Source organism: Allobosea sp. 10L422, from assembly GCF_056395345.1.
Genome location: NZ_JBFTJI010000001.1, coordinates 677800 through 700821, shown reverse-complemented (window position 1 = coordinate 700821; position 23022 = coordinate 677800). Strand labels below are relative to the sequence as shown.

At 67.0% G+C, this 23022-nt stretch carries 23 protein-coding genes; 15 read left to right on the top strand and 8 right to left on the bottom strand.

From position 1 onward, the window contains the following. Nucleotides 1–3 precede the first annotated feature (3 nt). From AC1DEZ_RS03275 to AC1DEZ_RS03205, 15 genes are all read left to right on the top strand, one after another. Nucleotides 4–1518 (top strand): NADH-quinone oxidoreductase subunit M, encoded by a 1515-nt coding sequence (locus AC1DEZ_RS03275; protein WP_441470614.1) that lies wholly within the window; start codon nucleotides 4–6, stop codon nucleotides 1516–1518. Between the two features lie 9 nt (nucleotides 1519–1527). Next, nucleotides 1528–2955 carry an NADH-quinone oxidoreductase subunit NuoN gene (gene nuoN, locus AC1DEZ_RS03270; RefSeq protein ID WP_476778613.1) on the top strand — a complete coding sequence of 476 codons (1428 nt, stop codon included), beginning with the start codon at nucleotides 1528–1530 and terminating at the stop codon, nucleotides 2953–2955. 11 nt (nucleotides 2956–2966) lie between these two features. Further along, entirely contained in the window at nucleotides 2967–3722 is a 756-nt protein-coding gene (locus tag AC1DEZ_RS03265) for a biotin--[acetyl-CoA-carboxylase] ligase (RefSeq protein WP_476778612.1), read from the top strand. A 259-nt stretch (nucleotides 3723–3981) separates the two neighbouring features. Next, nucleotides 3982–5652, top strand: a complete 1671-nt coding sequence (locus tag AC1DEZ_RS03260; RefSeq protein ID WP_476778611.1) for a ribonuclease J — start codon at nucleotides 3982–3984, stop codon at nucleotides 5650–5652. Between the two features lie 36 nt (nucleotides 5653–5688). Continuing rightward, a complete protein-coding gene (mce, locus tag AC1DEZ_RS03255) occupies nucleotides 5689–6093 on the top strand; it encodes a methylmalonyl-CoA epimerase (RefSeq protein ID WP_441512671.1) in 405 nt (134 codons plus the stop codon). 5 nt (nucleotides 6094–6098) lie between these two features. Further along, the gene (locus tag AC1DEZ_RS03250; protein WP_476778610.1) at nucleotides 6099–6491 is read left to right on the top strand and encodes a RidA family protein; all 393 of its coding nucleotides are present in this window, start codon (nucleotides 6099–6101) and stop codon (nucleotides 6489–6491) included. After that, nucleotides 6488–6718 (top strand): DUF1467 family protein, encoded by a 231-nt coding sequence (locus AC1DEZ_RS03245; protein ID WP_441512669.1) that lies wholly within the window; start codon nucleotides 6488–6490, stop codon nucleotides 6716–6718. Before AC1DEZ_RS03250 ends, AC1DEZ_RS03245 begins: the two co-directional genes overlap by 4 nt. Before the next feature lie 522 nt (nucleotides 6719–7240). Further along, nucleotides 7241–7789 carry a peptidylprolyl isomerase gene (locus AC1DEZ_RS03240; RefSeq protein ID WP_476778609.1) on the top strand — a complete coding sequence of 183 codons (549 nt, stop codon included), beginning with the start codon at nucleotides 7241–7243 and terminating at the stop codon, nucleotides 7787–7789. Nucleotides 7790–7814: 25 nt separating this feature from the next. Next, on the top strand, nucleotides 7815–8465 hold the full coding sequence (locus AC1DEZ_RS03235) for a hypothetical protein (RefSeq protein WP_441512667.1): 651 nt from the start codon (nucleotides 7815–7817) through the stop codon (nucleotides 8463–8465). After that, nucleotides 8465–8935, top strand: a complete 471-nt coding sequence (locus AC1DEZ_RS03230; protein WP_441512666.1) for a peptidylprolyl isomerase — start codon at nucleotides 8465–8467, stop codon at nucleotides 8933–8935. Before AC1DEZ_RS03235 ends, AC1DEZ_RS03230 begins: the two co-directional genes overlap by 1 nt. Before the next feature lie 155 nt (nucleotides 8936–9090). Further along, the gene (gene queA, locus AC1DEZ_RS03225) at nucleotides 9091–10182 is read left to right on the top strand and encodes a tRNA preQ1(34) S-adenosylmethionine ribosyltransferase-isomerase QueA (protein WP_476778608.1); all 1092 of its coding nucleotides are present in this window, start codon (nucleotides 9091–9093) and stop codon (nucleotides 10180–10182) included. Nucleotides 10183–10428: 246 nt separating this feature from the next. Then, complete coding sequence (locus tag AC1DEZ_RS03220) at nucleotides 10429–11091, top strand: tetratricopeptide repeat protein (protein WP_476778607.1); 663 nt, start codon at nucleotides 10429–10431, stop codon at nucleotides 11089–11091. Nucleotides 11092–11173: 82 nt separating this feature from the next. Further along, complete coding sequence (gene der / locus AC1DEZ_RS03215) at nucleotides 11174–12562, top strand: ribosome biogenesis GTPase Der (RefSeq protein WP_476778606.1); 1389 nt, start codon at nucleotides 11174–11176, stop codon at nucleotides 12560–12562. Beyond that, a complete protein-coding gene (locus AC1DEZ_RS03210; protein WP_476778605.1) occupies nucleotides 12562–13659 on the top strand; it encodes an NAD(P)/FAD-dependent oxidoreductase in 1098 nt (365 codons plus the stop codon). Before der ends, AC1DEZ_RS03210 begins: the two co-directional genes overlap by 1 nt. 16 nt (nucleotides 13660–13675) lie before the next feature. Beyond that, nucleotides 13676–14080: an NUDIX hydrolase gene (locus AC1DEZ_RS03205; RefSeq protein WP_476778604.1), complete on the top strand. Its 405-nt coding sequence runs from the start codon at nucleotides 13676–13678 to the stop codon at nucleotides 14078–14080. 10 nt (nucleotides 14081–14090) lie between these two features. On the opposite strand, the gene AC1DEZ_RS03200 is transcribed toward AC1DEZ_RS03205, so the two are convergent. The 8 genes from AC1DEZ_RS03200 to AC1DEZ_RS03165 form a co-directional block, all read right to left on the bottom strand. Beyond that, nucleotides 14091–14831 (bottom strand): SDR family NAD(P)-dependent oxidoreductase, encoded by a 741-nt coding sequence (locus tag AC1DEZ_RS03200; protein ID WP_441512660.1) that lies wholly within the window; start codon nucleotides 14829–14831, stop codon nucleotides 14091–14093. 16 nt (nucleotides 14832–14847) lie between these two features. Continuing rightward, nucleotides 14848–16320, bottom strand: a complete 1473-nt coding sequence (gene purF, locus AC1DEZ_RS03195; RefSeq protein ID WP_441512659.1) for an amidophosphoribosyltransferase — start codon at nucleotides 16318–16320, stop codon at nucleotides 14848–14850. 39 nt (nucleotides 16321–16359) lie between these two features. Further along, a complete protein-coding gene (locus tag AC1DEZ_RS03190; RefSeq protein WP_441512658.1) occupies nucleotides 16360–16977 on the bottom strand; it encodes a CvpA family protein in 618 nt (205 codons plus the stop codon). Nucleotides 16978–17083: 106 nt separating this feature from the next. Then, nucleotides 17084–18484, bottom strand: coding sequence for a DNA repair protein RadA (gene radA / locus AC1DEZ_RS03185; protein ID WP_476778603.1), 1401 nt, complete (start codon nucleotides 18482–18484; stop codon nucleotides 17084–17086). Further along, nucleotides 18484–19611, bottom strand: a complete 1128-nt coding sequence (alr, locus tag AC1DEZ_RS03180; RefSeq protein ID WP_476778602.1) for an alanine racemase — start codon at nucleotides 19609–19611, stop codon at nucleotides 18484–18486. Before alr ends, radA begins: the two co-directional genes overlap by 1 nt. Further along, nucleotides 19611–21098 (bottom strand): replicative DNA helicase, encoded by a 1488-nt coding sequence (locus tag AC1DEZ_RS03175; RefSeq protein ID WP_476778601.1) that lies wholly within the window; start codon nucleotides 21096–21098, stop codon nucleotides 19611–19613. The genes alr and AC1DEZ_RS03175 overlap by 1 nt, the downstream gene beginning before the upstream one ends. A 220-nt stretch (nucleotides 21099–21318) precedes the next feature. After that, a complete protein-coding gene (rplI, locus tag AC1DEZ_RS03170; protein ID WP_476778600.1) occupies nucleotides 21319–21882 on the bottom strand; it encodes a 50S ribosomal protein L9 in 564 nt (187 codons plus the stop codon). A gap of 32 nt (nucleotides 21883–21914) precedes the next feature. After that, complete coding sequence (locus AC1DEZ_RS03165; protein ID WP_476778599.1) at nucleotides 21915–22862, bottom strand: DUF2232 domain-containing protein; 948 nt, start codon at nucleotides 22860–22862, stop codon at nucleotides 21915–21917. Between the last annotated feature and the right edge of the window lie 160 nt (nucleotides 22863–23022).

The window sequence follows — 23022 nt, the reverse complement described above, 5'->3', positions numbered from 1 at the left end:
ATGATGTCCTTCGGTTTCGGTATCCTCACCGGTCTTCTGGTCCTGCCGCTGGTCGGCGCTGCCTTCATCCTGGCGCAGCGCGGCGATCAGGCCTCGGTCGACTCCAACGCCCGCTGGGCGGCGCTGATCACGACGGTGCTGACCTTCGTGCTCGCCTGCGTGGCCTGGAGCCGCTTCGACACGGCCAACCCCGGCTTCCAGATGGTCGAGACCCATGGCTGGGTCTCCGACGCCATCAAGTTCAAGCTTGGCGTCGACGGCTTTTCCTTCCCCTTCATCGTGCTGACGGCGTTCCTGATGCCGTTCTGCATCCTCGCCTCCTGGACCTCGGTCGAGAAGCGGGTGGCAGAGTACATGGTCGCCTTCCTGATCCTGGAGACGCTGATGATCGGCGTCTTCGCGGCGCTCGACCTCGTGCTGTTCTACCTGTTCTTCGAAGCCGGCCTGATCCCGATGTTCCTGATCATCGGTATCTGGGGTGGCAAGCGGCGCGTCTACGCCTCCTACAAGTTCTTCCTCTACACGCTGCTCGGCTCGGTGCTGATGCTGCTGGCGGTGATGGCGATGTACTGGAACGCCGGTACGACCGACATTCCGGCGCTGCTCGCCCACAAATTCCCGGCCGGCATGCAGACATGGCTGTGGCTGGCCTTCTTCGCCTCCTTCGCGGTGAAGATGCCGATGTGGCCGGTCCACACCTGGCTGCCCGACGCGCACGTCGAGGCGCCGACGGCCGGTTCCGTCATCCTGGCGGCGATCCTGCTGAAGATGGGCGGCTACGGCTTCATCCGCTTCTCGATCCCGATGTTCCCGGAGGCGTCGCATTATTTCGCGCCGCTGGTCTTCGCGCTCTCCGTCATCGCCATCGTCTACACCTCGCTGGTGGCGCTGATGCAGGAGGATATCAAGAAGCTGATCGCCTACTCCTCGGTGGCGCATATGGGCTTCGTCACCATGGGGCTGTTCACCCTGACGCCGCAGGGCATCCAGGGCGCGATGTTCCAGATGATGAGCCATGGCCTCGTCTCGGGCGCGCTCTTCCTCTGCGTCGGCGTGATCTACGACCGCATGCACACCCGCGAGATCGCGGCCTATGGCGGGCTGGTGAACCGCATGCCGCTCTACGCGGTGGTGTTCATGGTCTTCACCATGGCCAATGTCGGCCTGCCGGGCACCGCCGGTTTCGTCGGCGAGTTTCTGACGCTGGTCGGCGCCTTCCGCGCCAATCCCTGGGTTGCCTTCTTCGCGACCTCCGGCGTCATTCTCTCGGCGGCCTATGCGCTCTGGCTCTACCGCCGGGTCGTCTTCGGCGAGCTCGTCAAGCCGGAGCTCAAGGACATCAAGGACCTGAACGGCCGCGAGATCGCGATCCTGGTCCCGCTCGTCCTGCTGACGATCTGGTACGGCGTGCAGCCGCACACGATCCTCGACGCCTTCGCGGCGCCGACCGAAGCGCTCATCAAGAACTATCAGGCTGCCCTCACTGTCGCGAAGACGGCAGTGGCGGCCGTGCAGTAAGGTCTCGTCATGGCTCTGCCCGCTCTCGGCCCGGCCCTGCCGGAAATCATCCTCGCCGTCGGCGCCATCGCGATGGTGCTGGTCGGCGCGATCCAGGGTGAGCGCGCGACGCGCCTGCTCGAAGGCCTCGCCCTCGTGCTGCTCGCGGTCGCCTTGGTGCTGGTCGTTTCGGCCGGCGGCAAGCTCCTGACCTTCAACAACGGCTTCATCGCCGACGGCTTCTCCCGCTTCATGAAGGTGCTGACGCTCATCGGCGCCGGCGCCACGATCCTTCTCTCCGCCGATACGCTGCGGCGCGAGGGGGCGATGCGCTTCGAATTCCCCATTCTCGTCGTGCTCGCGACCATCGGCATGATGATGATGATTTCGGCCAACGATCTCATCAGCCTCTATGTCGGACTCGAGCTGCAGTCGCTGGCGCTCTATGTCGTCGCGGCGTTCGACCGCGACAATGCGAAGTCGACCGAGGCGGGCCTGAAGTATTTCGTGCTCGGCGCGCTCTCCTCCGGCATGCTGCTCTATGGCGCCTCGCTGGTCTACGGCTTCACCGGCACCGTCACCTTCACCGGCATTGCCGCGGCGACGCAGGGCGGCCATGCCGGCATCGGCCTGATCTTCGGCATCGTGTTCATCGCCGCCGGCGTCGCCTTCAAGATCTCGGCCGTGCCGTTCCATATGTGGACGCCGGACGTCTATGAGGGGGCTCCCACCCCGGCCGCCGCCTTCTTCGCCTCGGCTCCCAAGATGGCCGCCATGGCGATGGTGGTCCGCATCTTCGTCGGCGCCTTCCCGGGCGCCATCCAGGACTGGCGCCAGATCATCGTCTTCATCTCGATCGCCTCGATGGCGCTCGGCGCCTTCGCCGCGATCGGCCAGCGCAATATCAAGCGCCTGCTCGCGTATTCCTCGATCGCCAATATGGGTTACGCGCTGGTCGGTCTCGCCGCCGGCACCCCCGGCGGCGTGCAGGGCGTCATGACCTATATGGCGATCTATCTCGCCACGACGCTCGCCGCCTTCGCCTGCGTGCTGATGATGCGCCGTGACGGAAAACTGGTCGAGGACATCTCGGAGCTTGCCGGCCTGTCCCGTACCAATCGCTGGATGGCGTTCGCGATGTCGATGATGATGTTCTCGCTCGCCGGCATCCCGCCGCTCGCCGGCTTCTGGGCGAAGTGGTACGTCTTCCTCGCCGCGATCGAGGCCAAGCTCTACGTTCTCGCCGTCGTCGGCGTGATCACCAGCGTCGTCGGCGCCTATTACTATCTGCGCCTCGTCAAGGTGATGTATTTCGACGATCCGAAGCCGGCCTTCGAGACCGCGGATTACGGCGTGCGCACCGTGCTGCTGTTCTCGACCATCTTCGTGCTGGTGCTTTCGTTGCTGCCGGCGCCGCTCTTCAATGCGGCCGAGGCGGCGGCGAAGTCGCTCTTCTGAGCCGACGGCGCGTGCTCGGCGAAGCCGCCCGCGCAGCGGGCTACCGGCTGATCATCCGCGACGAGGTCGCCTCGACCATGGAGGAGGCCCGCCGCGCGCTCGATCAGGGCGAACCCGGCAAGCTTTGGATCGTCGCCCGCAGCCAGAATGCCGGCAGAGGCCGGCATGGCCGGCAATGGGGCTCGCCGCCCGGCAATCTCTATGCGAGCCTGCTGCTGACCGACCCGTGCGAGCCGGCGCTGGCACCGCAACTCGGCTTCGTGGTGGGCCTTGCCCTGCACGATGCCGCGGCGAAGCTGCTCGGCGCGGCCGCGTCCGGGCTGAAGCTGAAATGGCCGAACGATCTGCTGCTCGATCGCGCCAAGACCTCGGGCCTGCTGCTCGAAGGCGAGAGCCGGGCAGGGCGGCTCAACGTCATCGTCGGCTGCGGCGTGAACATCGCTTCCTGCCCCTCCGACACACCCTATCCCGCGACCTTCCTCAAGGCGGCAGCGCCGCAGGCCAATGTCGAGACGATGCTGACGGGGCTGAGCGACGCCTTCGCCCAGCGCTTCGCCATCTGGTCCCAGCCCGGTGGCTTCGGGCCGATCCGTGCCGCCTGGCTCGAGCGCGCCGCCTTTCTCGGCGAGACCATCACCATCCGCCTGCCTGACGGTCCGCTGGCGGGGCGATTTGTCGGTCTCGACCCGACAGGGCGTCTCGAACTCGAAACGGAAGCCGGCCGGCGCGTCATCGATGCGGGCGATCTCTTCTTTGGAGCGGCCTGAGATGCGCGGGCGGCCATGCTGGCCTGCCGCGTCACGACCATGCTAGAGGAATTCGTCGGTTCCACGCGGTCATCCCGGGCGGCCGAAGGACGACCCGGGATCCATGCCGGAACGCGAGCCGGAATCGCGCCGGCATGCATCCCGGATCTCCGCTTCGCTTCGTCCGGGATGCACCGCGTATCCCGCAAGATCTCCCGGCAAGTCGGCATCGGCGCGCAATGATGCGCTGTTGGCGACTGCCATGCCTTCAGGATTGCCAGTGACCCGCTCCAGCGACCAGCTCGTTTTCGTTCCCCTAGGCGGCCTCGGCGAGATCGGCATGAACGCCGCCCTCTACGGCTTCGGGCCCGAGGGGAGACGCAAATGGATCCTGGTCGATTGCGGCCTGTCCTTCGCCGGCCCGGAAGCGCCGGGCGTCGATATCGTCCTGCCCGATCTGCGCTACATCATCGAGGAGCGGGCGAACCTCCTCGGCATCGTCATCACCCATGCCCATGAGGACCATATCGGCGCGCTCGCCGCGCTCTGGCCTTCGCTGCGGGCGCCGGTCTACTGCACGCGCTTCGCCGCCGGCCTCCTCGCGACGCGCCGGCTCTCGGAGCCGGGCGCGCCGAATGTCGAGATCAACGTCGTGCCGCAGGGCGGGCGCATCACGCTCGGGCCGTTCGACATCGAATATGTGCCGGTTGCGCATTCCATCCCCGAGTCGAATGCGCTCGCCATCCGCACCCCGGCCGGCCTCGTCGTCCACACCGGCGATTGGAAGATCGACCCGACGCCGCGCGTTGGCCTGCCGACCGACGAAAAGCGCCTGCGCGAACTCGGTGAGGAGGGCGTGCTGGCCCTCGTCTGCGACTCGACCAATGTCATGCGCGACGGCATCAGCCCGAGCGAGGCCGACGTCGCCGCCAAGCTGAAGGAGCTGGTGGCCTCCGCGCCCGGTCGTGTCGCCGTCACCACCTTCGCATCCAACGTGGCGCGGCTGCGTGCGGTAGCCGAGGCCGCCATGGCGAATGAGCGCGAGGTGGTGGTGGTCGGCCGCGCGATGGATCGCGTCATCGATGTGGCCCGCGAATGCGGCTATCTCGACGGCATCCCTGCCTTCCGTCCCGTTGATGCCTATGGCTACCTGCCGCGCGACAAGGTGGTGGCGCTGTTGACCGGCAGCCAGGGCGAGCCGCGCGCCGCGCTCTCGCGCATCGCCGCGGATGACCATCCCGAGATTGCGCTTTCCGCCGGAGACCGCGTGATCTTCTCGTCGCGCACCATCCCCGGCAACGAGAAATCGGTCGGCAACATCCTGAATGCGCTGGCCCGCGACAATATCGAGATCATCACCGACCGCACCCATCTCGTGCATGTCTCCGGCCATCCGCGTCGCGAGGAGATGGCGAGGCTCTATGGCTGGCTGAAGCCGCAGATCGCCATCCCAGCCCATGGCGAGGATCTGCATCTCGCCGAGCACGAGACCTTCGCCCGCAGTCTTGGCGTGAAGCATGTGATGCGCGCCGGCAATGGCGACGTCGTCGCGATTTCGGGTGAGGGCGCGAGGAAGGTCGACGAGGCCCCGCATGGCCGGCTCTACCAGGACGGCTCCTTGCTGGTGAACGCCCTTGAGAAGACGCTGCAGGAGCGACGGCGGCTCTCCTTTGCCGGTATCGTCTCGATCGCGGTCGCCGTCGACGAGAAGGGCGGCATCGCGGGCGAGCCGGAAATCGCGGTGCTCGGCCTGCCGCCACGCACCCGCGATGGCACGGATTTCGACGAGTACGTCGCCGATACCGTCAGTGAGCTGCTTGACGGCATCCCCAAGGCTCGCCGCCGTGACCCCGAGGCCCTTCGCAACGCGCTGGAGCGCGGCGTGCGCAGCGCTGTCAACGAGGAGTGGGGCAAGAAGCCACTGGTGCATGCGCTGGTGGTCGAGGTGTAGAACAGGCGCAGCGCCGCCGGGCTGGAGAAGACGAAGATGATCGGACGCCTCAACCATGTCGCCATCGCGGTGAAGGATCTCGCGGCCTCGACTGCACTCTATCGCGACACGCTGGGTGCGCGCGTCTCGCAGCCGCTGCCGCAGCCGGAACATGGCGTCACCGTGGTCTTCGTCGAGCTGCCCAATACCAAGGTGGAACTGCTGGAGCCGCTTGGCGCCGACTCGCCGATCGCGAAGTTCCTCGAGCGCAATGCCGATGGCGGCGTCCATCACATCTGCTACGAGGTCGACGATATCCTCGCCGCTCGCGACCGGCTGAAGGCGCAGGGCGCGCGGGTCCTCGGCTCCGGCGAGCCACGCATCGGCGCCCATGGCAAGCCCGTGCTCTTCCTGCATCCCAAGGATTTCCTCGGCACGCTGGTCGAACTGGAACAGGCCTGACAGTCATGACCGAGATCGCTTTCCTCGGCCAGCCGGAACCCGGCTCGCCACGCCCCTTCAGCGCGGCGACCGTCGCTGGTGGGATGGTCTTCGTTTCCGGCCAGTCGGCGCCGCACGATCCCGCTCTCGGTATCTTCCGGGGCGACACGGCCGCGGAGCAAGTACGCAATGCCTTGCTTCGCATAGGGGAGATCCTGAAGGAGGCCGGCAGCTCGCTCGATCGCGTCGTGCAGATGACCATGCTGATCACCGATCCCGCCGACTACGCTGCCTGCAACGCGGAGTATGTCAGGCATTTTCCCAACGGCTTGCCGGCGCGCCATACCGCACGCTTCGGCGTGCCGACCGAGGCCCGGGTCGCTTTCGCCTGCATCGCCCTCGCGGGGAGGGGCGCATGAACATCGTTGGCGGGCTCGCGCTCTATTTCGTGATCTGGTGGATCACGCTCTTCGCCGTGCTGCCCTTCGGCATCCGCAGCCAGCACGAGACGGGTGACGTCGTCGAGGGAACCGAGCCGGGTGCGCCGATCCTGCCGGGGCTGCTCAAGAAAGCCGCGATCACCTCGGTCGTCGCCGCCGTGATTTTCGCCGGCGTCTGGTACGTCTGGGTGACCTACGACATCTGAAACGGCGCACTCGCAGGGCTCTGCCGGCAGGATAGGGATCGGAAGGCGCTGCCGTGTCTGGCAGACGCGCGCCATGCTAGGGCAGGACGCTTCCGATCGCTGTGGGATGAGGAAAAGCTTCGGCAGGTAGAGCGGCGGGGCAGCCGGCAAAGAAAAAGGCAAGGCCGATGCCTTGCCTTGGATAGTCTTTTTTTACCGCAGTATCGGCGCGCGTCTGGTTGCGTGCGACTCGGATACTAGGCGGGCGTTTGTCCTCCCGAGACCTGGTCCGCAGCGCCATGGCTAGCAAGGCGCTCCCAGCGGGAGATGACTTAGCTGATTGTGACGGCTCTGTCATCAGTTTAGACAAATGCAGCCTTAAATTTTTGCAAGTTTGATCTCCATTGCACTTGTGCAGTGCAGCAATGGTATTTTCTGCCGGTACCCGTGGCGGCGGCCGTTAGGGCAGGTGCCTTGTTCCGGTCAAAGGATATCGCTACCTACGGCCATCCGCCGGACTTGCCGGTGGCCATGGAGATTTTCATGCTGCGCAGCTCGCTCGCCGCCCTTGCCGTCGTCGCCTCGCTCGGTTTCGCCCAAGCCCAGAGCCCCAAGCCCGATCCCGAGAACACGGTCATTCTCGAGACCAAGGACGGCCCGGTGACGATCCGCCTGCGGCCGGACCTTGCGCCGAAGCATGTCGCCCAGATCAAGACGCTGGTGAAGCGCGGCTTCTATGACGGCGTCGTGTTCCACCGCGTCATTGACGGCTTCATGGCCCAGACCGGCGACCCGACCGGCACCGGCACCGGCGGCTCGGACCTGCCGAACATTCCCGCCGAGTTCAGCCAGACGCCCTACAAGGTCGGCTCCGTCGGCATGGCGCGCTCCCAGTCGCCGAACTCCGCCAATTCGCAATTCTTCATCTGCTATGAAGGCTGCGGCTCGCTGACCGGCAGCTACACGCTCTTCGGCGAGGTGGTCTCCGGCATGGATGCCGTGCGCAAGATCAAGAAGGGCGCCCAGGGCAGCGGTCAGGTCACCAATCCGGACAAGATCGTTCGCATGCGGATGGCTTCCGACGCCAAGTGAGATGAAGCCGGGGAGGGGCGGGACCATGTTGCGGACGATCCTCACCGGCACTCTCGCGGTGCTTTTGCTCGGCGGCGTGGCGCTCGCGCAGGATACACGCGATCTCGGCCTGCCGCCTGCCTCCGGCTCGCAAAACCCTGTTCTGCCTCCGCCATCCGGCTCGCAGAACCCGATCCTGCCGCCGCAGAGCGGCCAGCGCTACAACCCCGGTATCGGCGGCCCCTTCGGCGGTGACAACGATATTCCTGGCATGCAGCAGCGCCGCATCGGCTCGCAGAGCCTGCTGCGCCGCAATGGCGAGATCGGCCTGATCGGTTCGGTTTCGCCGGAGACGCGGCCGGAGGAAGGGGAGACCGTCGCCACTCTGGCCGATATTGCGCCGGCGCTGCGGCGTTGCTGGACGCCTCCGCCGCTGCCGGGCGATCTGACAGGCGCGATGGTCTCGCTTCGCTTCAGCCTGCGCCGCGACGGCAGCCTCTTCGGGCAGCCGCGCGTGACCTGGGAGACGCGACGCGGCGATCCCGCGTTTCAGCGGCGCTTCAGCGATTCCGCTGTTGCCGCCATCCATTCCTGCACGCCGATGAGGTTGTCGAAGGGCCTCGGAGCGAGTATCGCGGGGCGACCCTTCATCATCCGTTTCCACGGCCGTGTGCCGCCTAACGAAAGGCAGAGCTAATGTCGCTCGATCCCGAAAACACCATCGTGATGGAAACCACCAAGGGCCGTGTGGTCATCAAGCTGCGCCCCGACCTCGCTCCCGGCCATGTCGAGCGGATCAAGCTGCTCGCCCGCGAGGGCTTTTATGACGGCATCGTCTTCCATCGCGTCATCGACGGCTTCATGGCGCAGGTCGGCTGCCCGCACGGCACCGGCACCGGCGGCTCGAGCTATCCCGACCTGAAGCAGGAGTTCAACGCCGAGCCGCATGTGCGCGGCGTCTGCTCGATGGCCCGCGCCCAAAACCCGAACTCGGCCAACAGCCAGTTCTTCATCGTGTTCGACGACGCGCGCTTCCTCGACAAGCAGTACACCGTCTGGGGCGAGGTCGTGGAAGGCATGGACAATGTCGACAAGATCAAGCGCGGTGAGCCGGTGCGCGATCCCGACTCGATCGTCTCGCTGAAGGTGATGGCCGACGCGGCCTGAGGTTTTGAAAAAGGGCGAGCCCTCGTCCTGAGGAGCCGCGCCTGCGCGGCGTCTCGAAGGGCGGTTCCAGCGGGCGCTGGAACATCCTTCGAGACACGAGCTTCGCTCGTTCCTCAGGATGAGGGCTCGCTGTTTTTGGACGAGACTCGCTCGCCATGGATGTCGGCCTATTCGATTTCGAGCTGCCGGAAGACCGGATTGCGCTGAGGCCCGTCAGTCCGCGCGACGCCGCGCGGCTGCTCGTGGTGCGCCCTGACGCGCCCGAGCCGCTCGAGGATCGCGGCATTCGCGATCTCGTCTCGCTGCTCCGGCCGGGCGACGCGCTCGTCCTCAACGACACGCGCGTCATTCCCTCCCGCCTGCGCGGACGGCGCTATCGCGGCGCGGATTCAGCCCGCATCGAGATCATGCTGCACAAGCGCGAGAGCGACGATCGCTGGCTCGCCTTCGCCCGGCCGGCCAAGAAGCTGGCGCTGGGCGAGACCGTGGTCTTCGATTCCGAGGGGGCCAGCAATGCCTGCGAGCTCGGCCGCCTGCAGGCCGAGGTTGTTGGCAAAAGCGAGGGCGGCGAGGTCGAGCTGCGGTTCAGCCTGACCAGCGCCTATCTCGACGAGGCGATCGCGCGGCTCGGAGAATTGCCGCTGCCGCCCTACATCGCCGGCAAGCGCCCGACCGACAGCGCCGACACCACCGACTACCAGACCAATTTCGCCCGCAACGACGGCGCCGTGGCGGCGCCGACCGCAGGCCTGCATTTCACGCCGGAACTCCTGGCCGAGCTGGAGGCACTCGGCGTCTCCCGCCATTTCGTGACGCTGCATGTCGGCGCCGGGACGTTCCTGCCGGTGAAGGCGGAGAATACCGACGACCATCGCATGCATGCCGAATGGGGCACGGTCTCGGCCGAGACGGCGGCTGCCCTCAACGCCGTCAAGGCGAAGGGCGGGCGGATCGTCTGCGTCGGCACCACCTCGCTGCGCCTGATCGAGAGCGCGGCGGCCGAAGATGGCACCATCCGGCCTTTCTCGGGCGACACCGCGATCTTCATCACGCCGGGCTATCGCTTCCGGGCGGTCGACCTGCTGATGACGAATTTCCACCTGCCGCGCTCGACGCTGTTCATGCTCGTCTCCGCCTTCTGCGGGCTCGACATGATGAAACGCGCCTATGCCCATGCGATCGCGGCGAATTATCGCTTCTATTCCTACGGCGACGGCAGCCTGCTCTTCCGGGCGGATCGATCGTAGAGCGAAGCACGCTGTCATTCCGGGGCGTGCCATAGGCGCGAACCCGGAACCCCCAACCGGGCGAGCCCTGGCCCGATCGGACGTCGGGCCTGATCGTGGTTTCCGGGTTCTTCGCTTCGCGAAGCCCCGGAATGACAAGTTGGCCATTGCGCCTTTGTCTCGGGCGTGACGATCCATTCGCTGAACCGGCTCGCCTTCCCGGTCTGAAAATGCTACCGGGCTCCCAACAGGGATTTTGACAGTCAAATGGCCGATATTTTTCGCGAGATCGATGAGGAAGTCCGGCGCGACAAGGCGGCGGAGCTTTGGAAGAAATATGGCTGGCTCGTCACCGGCCTCGCAGTCCTGGCCGTCGTTGCGGTAGCGGGCTGGCAATTCTGGCAGCATCGCGAGATCCAGGCCTCGCAGGCCGTGGGCGCGCGCCTCGAAGCGGCCCTGAAATCCTCCCGCGACGGTGACAGCACGCAGGCCGAGACGATCCTGAAGGAGCTCGCCAGCAGCGCGCCCGCAGGTTATCGCCTCATCGCCCGTTTCCGCCTCGCCGCCGAAACCGCCAAGGGCGACGCTGCTGCCGGCATCGCCGCCTTCGATGCGCTCGCCAACGACGCTACGCTGGACGCGACCTATCGCGACCTCGCCAAGCTGCGTGCCGGCATCCTGCGCGTCGATCTCTCGCCCTATGCGGAGGTCAAGACGGCGCTGGAGCCGCTGGCGAGCCCGCAGGGTGTCTGGCGCCATTCTGCCCGCGAATTCCTCGGCATCTCCGCGCTCAAGGCCAACCAGTTCGACGAGGCCGGCCGCTGGTTCGATGCCGCGATCACCGATCCGCAGGCGCCGCAGGCTCTGCGCCAGCGCGTGGAACTGTATCTCGCCCTTGTCCGCGGCGGGCCCGTCACGGTGAAGAACTGAACCGGAGCCTGGCTCCCAACGCTTCCGTCACCCCGTTCCGGCCTTGCGGCCGGGCCGGAGTGACGATGGAATGTGAAGTCTGATGACAGCCATCGTCGCCCTCATCGGCCGGCCCAATGTCGGCAAGTCGACGCTGTTCAACCGGCTCGTCGGCAAGAAGCTCGCGCTGGTCGACGACTGGCCGGGCGTCACGCGCGATCGCCGCGAGGGCGACGCCACGCTTGGCCATCTGCGCTTCAAGGTGATCGACACCGCCGGTCTGGAAGAAGCGGACAAGGAATCGCTCGCCGGCCGCATGCGCGCCCAGACCGAGACGGCGATCGCTCAGGCGGATGTCGTGGTGTTCATGATCGATGCGCGCCTCGGCCTGACGCCGATGGACCAGCCCTTCGCCGATCTGGTGCGCCGCTCCGGTAAGCCCGTCATCCTGCTCGCCAACAAGGCGGAGGGAAAGAAGGGCACGGAGGGCATCATCGATTCCTATTCGCTCGGCCTTGGCGACCCCGTGCCGTTCTCGGCCGAGCATGGCGAGGGCACAGCCGATCTGCTTGAAGCGCTGGTGCCCTTCATCCCGGACGAGCCCGAGGAAGAAGAGGACGACGCTTGGGAGGATGTCCCGGCGGCTGAGGCGGACGAGGACGACAATCCCGACCGGCCGCTGCGTGTCACCATCATCGGCCGTCCGAACGCCGGCAAGTCGACGCTGGTCAACCGCATCATCGGCGAGGAGCGTCTGCTGACCGGCCCCGAGGCCGGCATTACCCGCGACACCATCTCGGTCGATTGGGAATGGCGCGGCCGTAAGGTCAAGCTCTTCGACACGGCCGGCATGCGCAAGCGTGCCCGCATCGAGGAGAAGCTGGAGAAGCTCTCCGTCGCGGATTCGCTGCGTGCCATCCGCTTCGCCGAGGTCGTGGTCGTGCTGCTCGACGCCACCGTCCCCTTCGAGAAGCAGGACCTGACGCTGGTCGACCTGACCGAACGCGAGGGACGGGCCGTGGTGATTGGCCTCAACAAATGGGACCTCGTCGCCGACAAGCAGGGCCTGCTTGCGGAGCTCAAGGAGAAAGCCAACCATCTGCTGGCGCAGGTGCGCGGCGTGCCGATCGTGCCGCTGTCCGGTCTCGCCGGTGAGGGCATCGACCGGCTGATGCAGGCGGTGTTCTCGGCCTATGAGGTCTGGAACCGCCGCGTCTCGACCGCGCGGATCAATCGCTGGCTGGAAGGCGTGCTCTCGGCTCATCCGCCGCCGGCCGTGGCCGGGCGGCGCATCAAGATTCGCTATATGACGCAGGCCAAGGCGCGCCCGCCGACCTTCGCGCTGTTCGGCAACCAGCTCGAGCATCTGCCGATCTCCTATGTCCGCTATCTCGTGAACAACCTGCGGGAAGGCTTCGACCTGCCGGGCACGCCGATCCGGCTGCACCGGCGCGGCGGCCAGAATCCCTATGACAAGGAGCGCAAGGGCTGATGCGGATCGCGGTCGTCGGCGCCGGAATCGCCGGGCTTTCCACCGCCTGGTCGCTGAACAAGCGCGGGCACGACGTCACGCTCTTCGAGCAGGCGCCGCAGATCCCCAACCCCTACGCTGCCTCCGGCGATCAGCATCGCATCATCCGCCGTGCCTATGCCGGCGCGGACGGCTATGCCCGCACCATCAGCGAGGCGTTCGAGGCCTGGGAGGAGCTCTGGGCCGATCTGGGCATGAGCCATTACGTACCCTGCGGCACGCTTGGCGTCTCGCAGACGCCGGATGACGAAGGCGACGCCTATCTGCAGGGGTTCGACCGAGTCGGCTCGCCCTACGAGCTCTATGAGCCGGCGGAAGCATCCCGGCGCTACCCCTTCCTCGACGCCGCTGCGATCCGCTACGCCTACATCAACCGGGAGGGCGGCGCGCTCTTCCCGGCCCGCATCGCGGCCGGGCTGGTGCGCCTGCTGCGCGAGCGCGGAGCCATGATTCGCGAGGGCGTGGAGGTTGCCGCCATCGACCCGGAGGCGGGCAGGCTGACCCTGGCCGATGGCGAGCAGGCGAGCTTCGACCGCGTCGTGGTGTCGGCCGGGGCCTGGGTACTGAAACTGCTGCCCGATCTCGCCGAGACCCTGACCACCTATCGCACCGCGGTGGTCTATCTCGATCCGCCGGAGGATCTCAAGGCAGCCTGGCAGGCGGCGCCGGTCATCGTCGATGTCGGTGGCACGATCGACGGCTACGTCCTGCCGCCGGTCGATGGCACCGGTCTCAAGTTCGGCGCCGGCATCCACAAGCGCCCGCGCCAGCCGGCCGAGGAGCGCGAGCCGCGCCTGGGCGAGGGCGAGATGCTGCGCGACTATTTCTCGCCCCCCTTCGCGCGCATCGCCGAGTACCGGGTCGATCGCGTCGTGACCTGCGCCTACACCTTCACCGCGGACCGCAAGTTCCTCTCACGGCAGATTGGCCGGGTGACTGCCGTCTCGGCCTGCTCCGGCCATGGCTATAAGTTCGGAGCCTCGGTCGGCCGGCGCGTGGCAGCGGCTGTTGAGAACGGCGATCAGGCCGCGCTGCTGCGCTGGCTCAGGGCCGAGTGAGCACGGCGAGGCGCGCATGCTCGAAACCGTGAGCGCGCTCTTCGTCGACCGGGACCGGAAGGTGCTGCTTGGGCTACGCGCCGTCTGGAAGCAGGCCTGGCCCGGCCATTGGGATGCGATCGGCGGGCGCGTGGAGCCCGGCGAGGCGCTGGAGCGCGCTTTGATCCGCGAGTGTCGCGAGGAGGTCGGGCTGACGCCGACCCGCTATGAACTCGTGCTGTCGGAAGCGGAGCGCTTTCCCGCGCGCAACGGCGCGGCGCTGCACCACATCTATGTCGTCAGCGCCTGGGAGGGCGGCGAGGCTGCCAATCTCGTCGACGAGCATGACGAGATCCGCTGGTTCAGCCTGGAGGAAATGGCGGCTCTCCCGAACCTGACCATTCCCGACCTGATCACGCTCGCGCGGGCCTCGCAGGGCTGACGCAGCCGGCTCAGGCCGGCAGCTGCGGGCTCAGCACCTTGCCCTGCGGGAAGTCGAAGATCTTGCCGCTCTCGGTCCAGTCCGGCGAAGCGAGCCGGACCAGATGCGGCGCCAGATCCTCCGGCGTCCTCAGCGTCATCGGGTCCTCGCCCGGCATCGCCTCGGCGCGCATGCGGGTGCGCAGCGGCCCCGGATTGACCAGCATGACCTTGACCGGCGTCGTCGCGGTTTCGGCTGCGTAGGTGCGCCCCAGCGCCTCCACGGCGGCCTTGGAGATCGAGTACGGCCCCCAATAAGCGGTGCATTTATGGGCGGCGCCGGAGGACATCAGCAGGGCGCGGCCCGCATCCGAAGCGCGGAGCGCGGGATCGAGCGATTTGATCAGCCGCCAATTGGCGGTGACGTTGATGTCCAGCACCTTCGCCCACTCCTTCTCGGTCTCATGGCTGAGCGGCGTGAGGGAGCCGAGGATGCCGGCATTTGCCAGCAGGATGTCGAGCTTGCCCCAGCGCTCCAGCACGGCCGGGCCGAGCTTTTCGATGCCGCCGGCATCGCTGAGGTCGAGCGGCACCAGCGTGGCATTGCCGCCGATCGCGCGGATCTCGTCGTCGAGTTCCTCCAGCGCGCCGGCCGTGCGGGCAAGCGCCACGACATGGGCGCCGGCGCGGGCGAAGGCGAGCGCGGCGGCGCGGCCAATGCCGCGCGAGGCGCCGGTGACGAGGGCAAGGCGCCCCTCGAGAGGCTTGGTCATTGTCGCTTCCGGTTGCTCAGCCGGCTTCGGCCAGCAGGGAGATCCGCTGTTTGGCGCTCTCGCCGATCACGTCGGTCAGCGAGGTCGGGTAGTCGCCGGTGAAGCAGTGGTCGGTGAATTGCGGCCGGGCGGGATCGCGCCCTTCATGGCCCATGGCCCGGTAGAGCCCGTCCACCGAGATGAAAGCCAGCGAGTCGGCGCCGACGAACTGCCGCATCTCCTCCAGCGAATGCGTGGCGGCGAGCAGCTTCTCGCGATCCGGCGTGTCGATGCCGTAATAGTCGGGATGAGTGATCGGCGGCGAGGAGATGCGGAAATGCACCTCGCGGGCGCCGGCCTCGCGCATCATCTTCACGATCTTGAAGGAGGTGGTGCCGCGCACGATCGAATCGTCGACCAGCACGACGCGCTTGCCCTCGACCACCGAGCGGTTGGCCGAATGCTTCAGCTTGACGCCGAGCTCGCGCACCTTCTGCGTCGGCTCGATGAAGGTGCGGCCGACATAATGGTTGCGGATGATGCCGAGTTCGAAGGGGATGCCGCTTGCCTGCGCGTAGCCGAGGGCGGCCGGCACGCCGGAATCCGGCACGGGCACGACGACGTCGGCATCGGCCGGCGATTCCTGCGCCAGAACCGCGCCCATGGCCTTGCGGCGCTCATAGATGCTGCGGCCCTTCACGATGGAATCGGGGCGGGCGAAGTAGATGTACTCGAAGATGCAGGGCCGCTCGGGCACCGGCGGGAAGGGCTTGTGGCTCTCGATGCCGCTCTCGGAGACGATCACGACCTCGCCGTTCTCGACCTCGCGGATGAACTTGGCGCCGATGATGTCGAGCGCGCAGGTCTCCGAGGTCAGGATCGGGCAGCCGTCGAGCTCGCCCAGCACGAGCGGGCGGATGCCGAGCGGATCGCGGGCGCCGATCAGCTTCTTGTTGGTGATGCCGACGAAGGCATAGGCACCCTCGATCTGGCGGATCGCTTCGATGAAGCGGTCGACGAATTGCTGCTTGCGGCTGCGGGCGACGAGATGGAGCAGGACCTCGGTGTCGGAGGTCGACTGATAGATCGCGCCGTCGCGGACGAGATTGCGCCGCAGCGTCAGGCCGTTGGTGAGGTTGCCGTTATGCGCCACCGCGAAACCGCCGCCATGCAGCTCGGAGAAGAGCGGCTGCACGTTGCGCAGGATGGTCTCGCCCGTCGTCGAGTAGCGGACGTGGCCGATGGCCTGCTTGCCCTTCAGCTTGTCGATGACACTCGCTTCCGAGAAGGCGTCGCCGACGAGGCCGAGGCGCCGCTCCGAATGGAAGCGGTTGCCGTCGAAGGAGACGATGCCCGCCGCCTCCTGGCCGCGATGCTGGAGTGCGTGCAGGCCGAGCGCCGTCAGCGCCGCCGCGTCGGCGTGGCCGTAAATGCCGAAGACGCCGCATTCCTCCCGCAGCCGGTCGGCATTGGGGTCGAAGGCGGTCTCAGTCTCGGTCTGCGAGATCATGGCGAGCTCCACGCGTGGGGAGGTGACTCTACGCGTCAATTAGGGACGGGTTGGGGCGGGCGCAACCGGTGCCGGCGTCGCCGGGCTACGCGGTTCCTCCGCCGGGGCCTCGGTGGCTTCCTCCGGCTTCTGCTTTTTCAGCAGATTCTTGATGAAATCGGCATTCACATCCTGCGGCAGCATCGCGAGCAGCGAGCGCCCGGTCTCCTCCAGCACAGGCTTGGCCTTGGCGTCCTTGGCCCAGGTCGGCATCTTCTCGTTGCCGACCAGACCGGTGAAGAACAGGTAGCCGATCACCGCCAGCAGCAGGCCGCGCGCGGCGCCGAAGACGAAACCGAGCGTGCGGTCGAGCGCGCCGATGCGCGAGTCGAGCACGAAGTCGGAAATCTTGGCCGTCACGATCGAGACGACGATCAGCGTGGCGAGAAACAGCGCAGCGATCGAGGCGACGAGGGCGATCGTGTCCTGCGCCGAGCTTGCCGGGATGTATTGCTTGACGAAGGGCAGGAGCTGCGGGTGGAACACCCAGGCGACCGCGGCGGCGGCGACCCAGGAGGCGATCGCAAGCACCTCGCGCGTAAAGCCGCGGACGGCAGCGAGCAAAGCCGAGATCAGAACCACGCCGATGACGACGAGATCGAGAATGGTTACAGGCATGGGAGGGCCGCTTTGCTGTGGTCTGGTGCCGGCCGGCCGCAAATAGGGTGACCGTTTCGGCTTTGCTATACGCGTTCCCGCCGTCTGCGTCACCCTTCCGGGGAAGTCATTTCACATCTCTGCGAGGCGCGCGCGCGGCAATATCGGCAACGAGTTCCGTGACATGGCCGAAACGGCGCAGATTGAGCCCGCCGCCATCGCCGTGATCCGCTCCGCCGGCAGGCATCAGCGCGGCCTCGAAACCTAGCTTGGCGGCCTCCCGCAGGCGGGCCGGCGTCACCGAAACCGGCCGAATCGCGCCTGAGAGCGCGATCTCGCCGAAGTACACTCCGTGCGGCGGCAAGGTCGCGCCGCTGAGCGAGGACACCAGCGCGGCCGCGACCGCGACATCGGCCGCCGGCTCGTTGACGCGCAGGCCACCAGCGACATTGAGATAGACGTCGTGCTGCCCGAGTCGCAGGCCGCCATGCGTTTCGAGCACGGCGAGCACCATGGCAAGACGGCTGTTCTCCCAGCCGACCACGGCGCGGCGCGGCGTGCCGAGCGCCGTCGGCGCGACCAGCGCCTGGATCTCGACCAGGACCGGCCGCGTGCCTTCGATGCCAGCGAAGACCGCCGCGCCCGGCGCCGGCTGATCACGTCCCGCGAGGAAGAGCGCCGAGGGATTGGTGACTTCCGACAGCCCCTTGCCGGTCATCTCGAAGACGCCGATCTCGTCGGTGGCGCCGAAGCGGTTCTTCTGGCCGCGCAGGATGCGGAAGGCATGGGCCCCTTCGCCCTCGAAGGAGAGCACCGCATCGACCATGTGCTCGACCACGCGCGGGCCGGCGATCTGTCCGTCCTTGGTGACGTGGCCGACGAGGATCAGGCAGACGCCGCTGGTCTTGGCATAGCGGATCAGCGCCTGTGCCGAGCCGCGCACCTGCGTCACCGTGCCGGGCGCGCTCTCGACCTCGCCCGACCACATGGTCTGGATCGAGTCGATGACGACGAGGGCAGGGCGCTCGCCCTGGCCGAGCGTCGCGATGATGTCCTCGACATTGGTCTCGGCCGCAAGATCGACCGGCGCCTCCGCCAGCCCCATGCGCTCGGCGCGCAGCCGAACTTGCCCGGTGGATTCCTCGCCCGAGACATAGACGACGCGCCGGCCGGATTTGGCGAGCGCGGCGCAGGCCTGCATCAGCAGCGTCGACTTGCCGATGCCGGGATCGCCGCCGATCAGCAGCACCGAACCCGGCACGAAGCCGCCGCCGGTGACGCGGTCGAGCTCGCCAATGCCTGAGACGATGCGCGGGGCATCCTGCGTCTCGCCCTTCAGCGTCTCCAGCGCGAAGACGCGGCCGCGCGCCCGCCCGTTCGAGGACGGCCTGCCCCCGCCCGGGACGGGCGCAACCTGCGCGTCCTCGACCAGAGAGGACCATGTCCCGCAGGCGTCGCACTTGCCCTGCCAGCGGTGATAGACCGCGCCGCAGGCCTGGCAGCGATAGGTTGGGCCCCGCTTTGCCATCAGCCGCCGATATAGCGGCGCTCGTAGCGCCGTCCGAGGCTGGTCAGGACCTCGTAGCCGATCGTCTTGGCGCCGGCGCCAACCGCTTCGAGGTCGAGCCGATCGCCGATCAGCGTCACGCTTGCCCCGCGCTGGGCGGCGTCTGCCGGAGCATCGGTCACGTCGATGATGATCAGGTCCATCGAGACGGTGCCGACGAAGGGGCAGAGGACGCCGTCCAGCAGGGCCGAGCCGCCGGTCGTGGCATCGGTCCAGCTGCCGTTGCGCGGATAGCCGTCGGCATAGCCCAGGTTGATCGTCGCGAGCTTGCGCTTGCCCTTGGCGGTCCAGCGGCCGTTATAGCCGACCTGAGTGCCGCCCTCGACGTCACGGACCTGGATGATCCGCGCTTCCAGCCCGATGACGGGCCGCATCGGATTCGGCCTGCCAGGCGTCGGGTTGCCGCCATAAAGCGCATAGCCCGGCCGGGTGAGCTGGTAGGATGGGCAATCCTCGAGAAAATGGCCCGAAGAGTTCTTCAGCGACGCCGGAAGACCGGGGAGAGCAGCCGCGATCTCGGCGAAGGCCGCGATCTGGCGGGCATTGGCCGGATCGGTCTTGTCTTCCGACGACGCGAAATGACTCATCACCAGGCCGATATCGGCCGCTGCGATCACGCCGGATTTCTCGCGGGCGAGATTGAGCCCTTCGCCGGGCCAGAGCCCGAGCCGGTTCATCGCGGTGTCGACATGCAATGCGGCAGGGCGCGTCCTGGCGCCGCTCTGCCGGAACGAGGCCCATTCCAGCAATTCCTCATGCGAGCCGAGGACGGGCGAGAGCGCATGCTCGGCATAGGCGCCGCAGGTGCCGGGCAAGAGCCCGTTCAGCACATAGATCGTTGCTCCGGGCGCGGCCTTGCGAGCGCGAATGCCCTCCGAGACATGCGCGACGAACATGCTCTTGCAGCCGGCCTTCGCCAGCGCCGTCACGACCGGCTCGATGCCCAGCCCATAGGCATCGGCCTTGACGACGGCGCCTGCCTCGGCACCGGCCCGCTTGCCGAGAAGGCGCCAGTTCGCCACCAGCGCGTCGAGGTCGATCGTCAGCGTCGCGCCAAAGGCGCCGGTATCAGGTTGTCCTGCAGACATCATTCACGGTCCGGGAGGCGGAGGTCGTCGGCGCGGTCGGAGAAGCGCGTCACATCGGCGTCGAACTGCAAGGCCACGGCCCCGGTCGGGCCATGGCGCTGCTTGCCGATGATCAGCTCGGCGACGCCGTGCATGGCCTCCATCTCGATCTGCCACTTGTTGTGTTCTTCGGTGCCGGGGCGCGGCTCCTTGCCCTTGAGGTAATATTCCTCGCGGTAGACGAACATCACAACGTCGGCGTCCTGCTCGATAGAGCCGGATTCGCGCAGGTCCGAGAGCTGCGGGCGCTTGTCGTCGCGGCTCTCGACCTGACGCGAGAGCTGGGAAAGGGCGATGATCGGGACGTTCAGTTCCTTTGCCAGCGCCTTCAGGCTTGTCGTGATCTCGGTCAGCTCCTGCACGCGGTTCTGTCCCGCCTTGGACGAACCGGAGAGAAGCTGGAGATAGTCGATGAAGAGGACGTCGAGCCCCTTCTGGCGCTTGAGGCGGCGGGCTCGCGCCATCAGCTGCGCGATCGAAATGCCGCCGGTCTGGTCGATATAGAGCGGCAGTTTCTCGATCTGTGCGGCGACGTCGGTCAGCCGGGCGAAATCGCTCTCGGTGATGCGGCCCTGCCTGATCTTGTAGGACGAGATGCTGGATTGCTCGGCGACGATACGGGTCGCGAGCTGATCCGCCGACATTTCGAGCGAGAAGAAGCCGACGATGCCGCCGTCGACGCTCTTGATCGTGCCGTCTTCCTGCCGCTCGCCGCGCCAGGCCTTGGCGATGTTGAAGGCGATGTTGGTGGCAAGCGAGGTCTTGCCCATGGCGGGGCGGCCGGCCAGAACGAGCAGGTCGGAGCGCTGCAGGCCGCCCATGCGCTGGTCGACGTCGCGCAGGCCGGTGGAGATGCCGGAGAGGCCGCCGGCGCGCTGATAGGCGCTCGCCGCCATATCGATGGCGAGGCGAAGCGCCCCGTCGAATTTCTGGAAGCCGCCTTCATAGCGGCCCTTTTCCGCCAATTCGTAGAGCTTGCGCTCGGCTTCCTCGATCTGCTCGCGCGGGGGCATCTCGACGGGCGCGTCATAGGCGACGTTGACGAGATCCTCACCGACGCCGATGAGTTGCCGGCGCACCGCCAGGTCATAGATCGTGCGGCCGTAGTCGCCGGCATTGATGACGGTCGTCGCCTCGGCGGCGAGGCGGGCGAGATACTGGCTCGGCGTGATCTCGCCGAGATCGAGATCGTTGACGAAGGTCTTGAGCGTGATCGGCGTCGCGATCTTGCCGGCCCGGATCAGGCTCGCCACCAGCTCGAAGACGCGCTGGTGGATCGGCTCGAAGAAATGGTCCGGCAGCAGGAAGTCGGAGACGCGATAGAAGGCGTCGTTGTTGACCAGGATCGCGCCCAGCAGCGCCTGCTCGGCCTCGATGTTGTGAGGCTGGACGCGATAGTCTGGCTCACGGTTTTCGAGGCGGGTGACGAGGGCTGTCGCGGAGGCCATGGCTGCCTTGATAGGTAGAGGCGGGCTTACGTTTCAAGCCGACATTCGGCCGCGGTACACGGAACGCAAGGCGGCTGCTGAGTCGGAAGACATCTAGCTTAGCATCCCGACAACACCTGCCAGTAGGACGCTGCGCGATCCACGCCTTTGCACAGGCGACAGAACGAAAAAGGCGCCGTGTTGCCACGGCGCCCTTGACTCGTTTGGGGAGCTGTAAGGCTCAGCGATCGTCGTCGCCGGCCTCGGCCAGCGCCGCGCCGACCTCGAGGCCGAGATCGTCGAGATCGAACTTCTCCTGGGCCGTGACGTTCTCGCCGGCAGCCTGGCGATGAGCCTCTTCAGCCGAGCGGGCGATGTTGACGGTGATCGTGACCGAGACTTCCGGATGCAGCACGACCGGGACGGTGTGCAGGCCCAGCGTCTTGATCGGGGTGTTCAGCGTCACCTGGCCGCGCGAGACGTGGAAGCCGTCCTTGGTCAGCGCCTCGGCGATGTCACGGGTCGAGACCGAACCGTAGAGCACGCCGGACTCGCCGGACTGGCGCAGGATGGTGACGCTCTGGCCGTTCAGGCGCTCGGCGACCGAATCGGCCTCCGACTTAAGCTCGAGGTTGCGGGTCTCGAGCTCGAGCTTCTGGCTCTCGAAGCGCTTCTTGTTGTCCTCGGTGGCGCGCAGCGCCTTGCCGCGGGCGAGCAGGTAGTTGCGGCCGAAGCCGTCGCGGACGCGGACGATGTCGCCCATCTGGCCAAGCTTGGCGACGCGCTCGAGCAGGATCACTTCCATGGGTCTTCTCCTTGATGTCTTAGGTCTGGGTTTCAGGAATGGGTAGGCGGAGGCGGCAGCGCGACCCGCTTGCGCAGGCCGAAAAGCGTATCGGCGAGGCCGGCGAGCGCGAGCAGCGGCGTCAGCACGGCCTGCATCACGATGAGCGCGACATAGACCGAGACCAGCATCGGCAGCCGCCAGGGGCGGCCGCGCGAGATGTCGTGCAGGAGGCAGAGCCCGCTGAACATGAAGGCTGCGAACAGCGCGCCGACCATGGCGGTCGCGGCGACGCCGATGAAGCCGCCCATCGCCGCAACCACGGCAGCGGCGGCCAGGAGCAGCAGCGCCTGGCGCGGCAGGGAGGCCGACGGAATGAAGGGCCAGGGCCGCGGCAGGCGGTCGGACATCTTCACGGTCCGCGCCGCGAGCCAGAGATTGGCGGTGATGGTGGTGACGAAGGAGGCGCCGATGCCGAGCGGCACGGCCGGCGCGAGGCTCTGCGCGAGCTCCTTCACCTGGACGTCGGCAGGCAGCGCGACCAGCTTGCCGCGCACCATCTCGTTCAGCAGGTTCTCGATCATGCGAGCAATCACCGAACGATAGGTCTCGTAGTCGGTGGTCATCACCAGCGCGCTGCCGACGGTGGCGATCGCGGCAGTGGCGGCGATCCAGAGCAGCAGGTTGCCGAGCGGATACCACTCGATTCCGCCCTGGGCGTTGCCGCGGGCGAGCAAGGCGAGATAGGCGATCCACCAGGCCGGCAGGCCGATGATCAGGGCGAAGGCGATGCCGCCCGTCGGGGCCAGCGCCACCGCAACGGCGAGCGCGCCGGCAGCCGTGGCGAACAGCCCGGAACGGTGGTTCCAGCCGAGCGAGGCAATGAAGATCGGGAGGGGGGCGGCAGAATACAGCAAAGCTGCCAGCGGCGATCCGGTGATCACCACTGAGAAGAGCAGGGCCGAAACGAGGCCCGCGCCGATGCCGACTATCGGAATCATACGTCCGTCCTGCTGTCCCGCTGCTCGCAAGCCTTCCGACTCGGCAGGGTGAGAGGCGCTTGGGCCTCAACGAACCCGGTGGAGTTTCACCGCCAGGCGACTGGTTGATCTTGAAAGCGAGAACCGGAGGCGCGGGAGGCGCCTCCGGGCATTATCGATA

What these genes read in the sequence shown, in the direction of transcription:
- AC1DEZ_RS03210 (WP_476778605.1), top strand. Translation starts at nt 12,562, where the DNA reads ATGCGGATCGCGGTCGTCGGCGCCGGAATCGCCGGGCTTTCCACCGCC.
- AC1DEZ_RS03235 (WP_441512667.1), top strand. Translation starts at nt 7,815, where the DNA reads ATGTTGCGGACGATCCTCACCGGCACTCTCGCGGTGCTTTTGCTCGGC.
- AC1DEZ_RS03175 (WP_476778601.1), bottom strand. Translation starts at nt 21,098, where the DNA reads ATGGCCTCCGCGACAGCCCTCGTCACCCGCCTCGAAAACCGTGAGCCA.
- nuoN (WP_476778613.1), top strand. Translation starts at nt 1,528, where the DNA reads ATGGCTCTGCCCGCTCTCGGCCCGGCCCTGCCGGAAATCATCCTCGCC.
- purF (WP_441512659.1), bottom strand. Translation starts at nt 16,320, where the DNA reads ATGATCTCGCAGACCGAGACTGAGACCGCCTTCGACCCCAATGCCGAC.
- radA (WP_476778603.1), bottom strand. Translation starts at nt 18,484, where the DNA reads ATGGCAAAGCGGGGCCCAACCTATCGCTGCCAGGCCTGCGGCGCGGTC.
- alr (WP_476778602.1), bottom strand. Translation starts at nt 19,611, where the DNA reads ATGTCTGCAGGACAACCTGATACCGGCGCCTTTGGCGCGACGCTGACG.
- AC1DEZ_RS03220 (WP_476778607.1), top strand. Translation starts at nt 10,429, where the DNA reads ATGGCCGATATTTTTCGCGAGATCGATGAGGAAGTCCGGCGCGACAAG.
- mce (WP_441512671.1), top strand. Translation starts at nt 5,689, where the DNA reads ATGATCGGACGCCTCAACCATGTCGCCATCGCGGTGAAGGATCTCGCG.
- AC1DEZ_RS03200 (WP_441512660.1), bottom strand. Translation starts at nt 14,831, where the DNA reads ATGACCAAGCCTCTCGAGGGGCGCCTTGCCCTCGTCACCGGCGCCTCG.
- AC1DEZ_RS03165 (WP_476778599.1), bottom strand. Translation starts at nt 22,862, where the DNA reads ATGATTCCGATAGTCGGCATCGGCGCGGGCCTCGTTTCGGCCCTGCTC.
- AC1DEZ_RS03240 (WP_476778609.1), top strand. Translation starts at nt 7,241, where the DNA reads ATGCTGCGCAGCTCGCTCGCCGCCCTTGCCGTCGTCGCCTCGCTCGGT.
- queA (WP_476778608.1), top strand. Translation starts at nt 9,091, where the DNA reads ATGGATGTCGGCCTATTCGATTTCGAGCTGCCGGAAGACCGGATTGCG.
- AC1DEZ_RS03245 (WP_441512669.1), top strand. Translation starts at nt 6,488, where the DNA reads ATGAACATCGTTGGCGGGCTCGCGCTCTATTTCGTGATCTGGTGGATC.
- AC1DEZ_RS03230 (WP_441512666.1), top strand. Translation starts at nt 8,465, where the DNA reads ATGTCGCTCGATCCCGAAAACACCATCGTGATGGAAACCACCAAGGGC.
- rplI (WP_476778600.1), bottom strand. Translation starts at nt 21,882, where the DNA reads ATGGAAGTGATCCTGCTCGAGCGCGTCGCCAAGCTTGGCCAGATGGGC.
- der (WP_476778606.1), top strand. Translation starts at nt 11,174, where the DNA reads ATGACAGCCATCGTCGCCCTCATCGGCCGGCCCAATGTCGGCAAGTCG.
- AC1DEZ_RS03205 (WP_476778604.1), top strand. Translation starts at nt 13,676, where the DNA reads ATGCTCGAAACCGTGAGCGCGCTCTTCGTCGACCGGGACCGGAAGGTG.
- AC1DEZ_RS03275 (WP_441470614.1), top strand. Translation starts at nt 4, where the DNA reads ATGTCCTTCGGTTTCGGTATCCTCACCGGTCTTCTGGTCCTGCCGCTG.
- AC1DEZ_RS03190 (WP_441512658.1), bottom strand. Translation starts at nt 16,977, where the DNA reads ATGCCTGTAACCATTCTCGATCTCGTCGTCATCGGCGTGGTTCTGATC.
- AC1DEZ_RS03250 (WP_476778610.1), top strand. Translation starts at nt 6,099, where the DNA reads ATGACCGAGATCGCTTTCCTCGGCCAGCCGGAACCCGGCTCGCCACGC.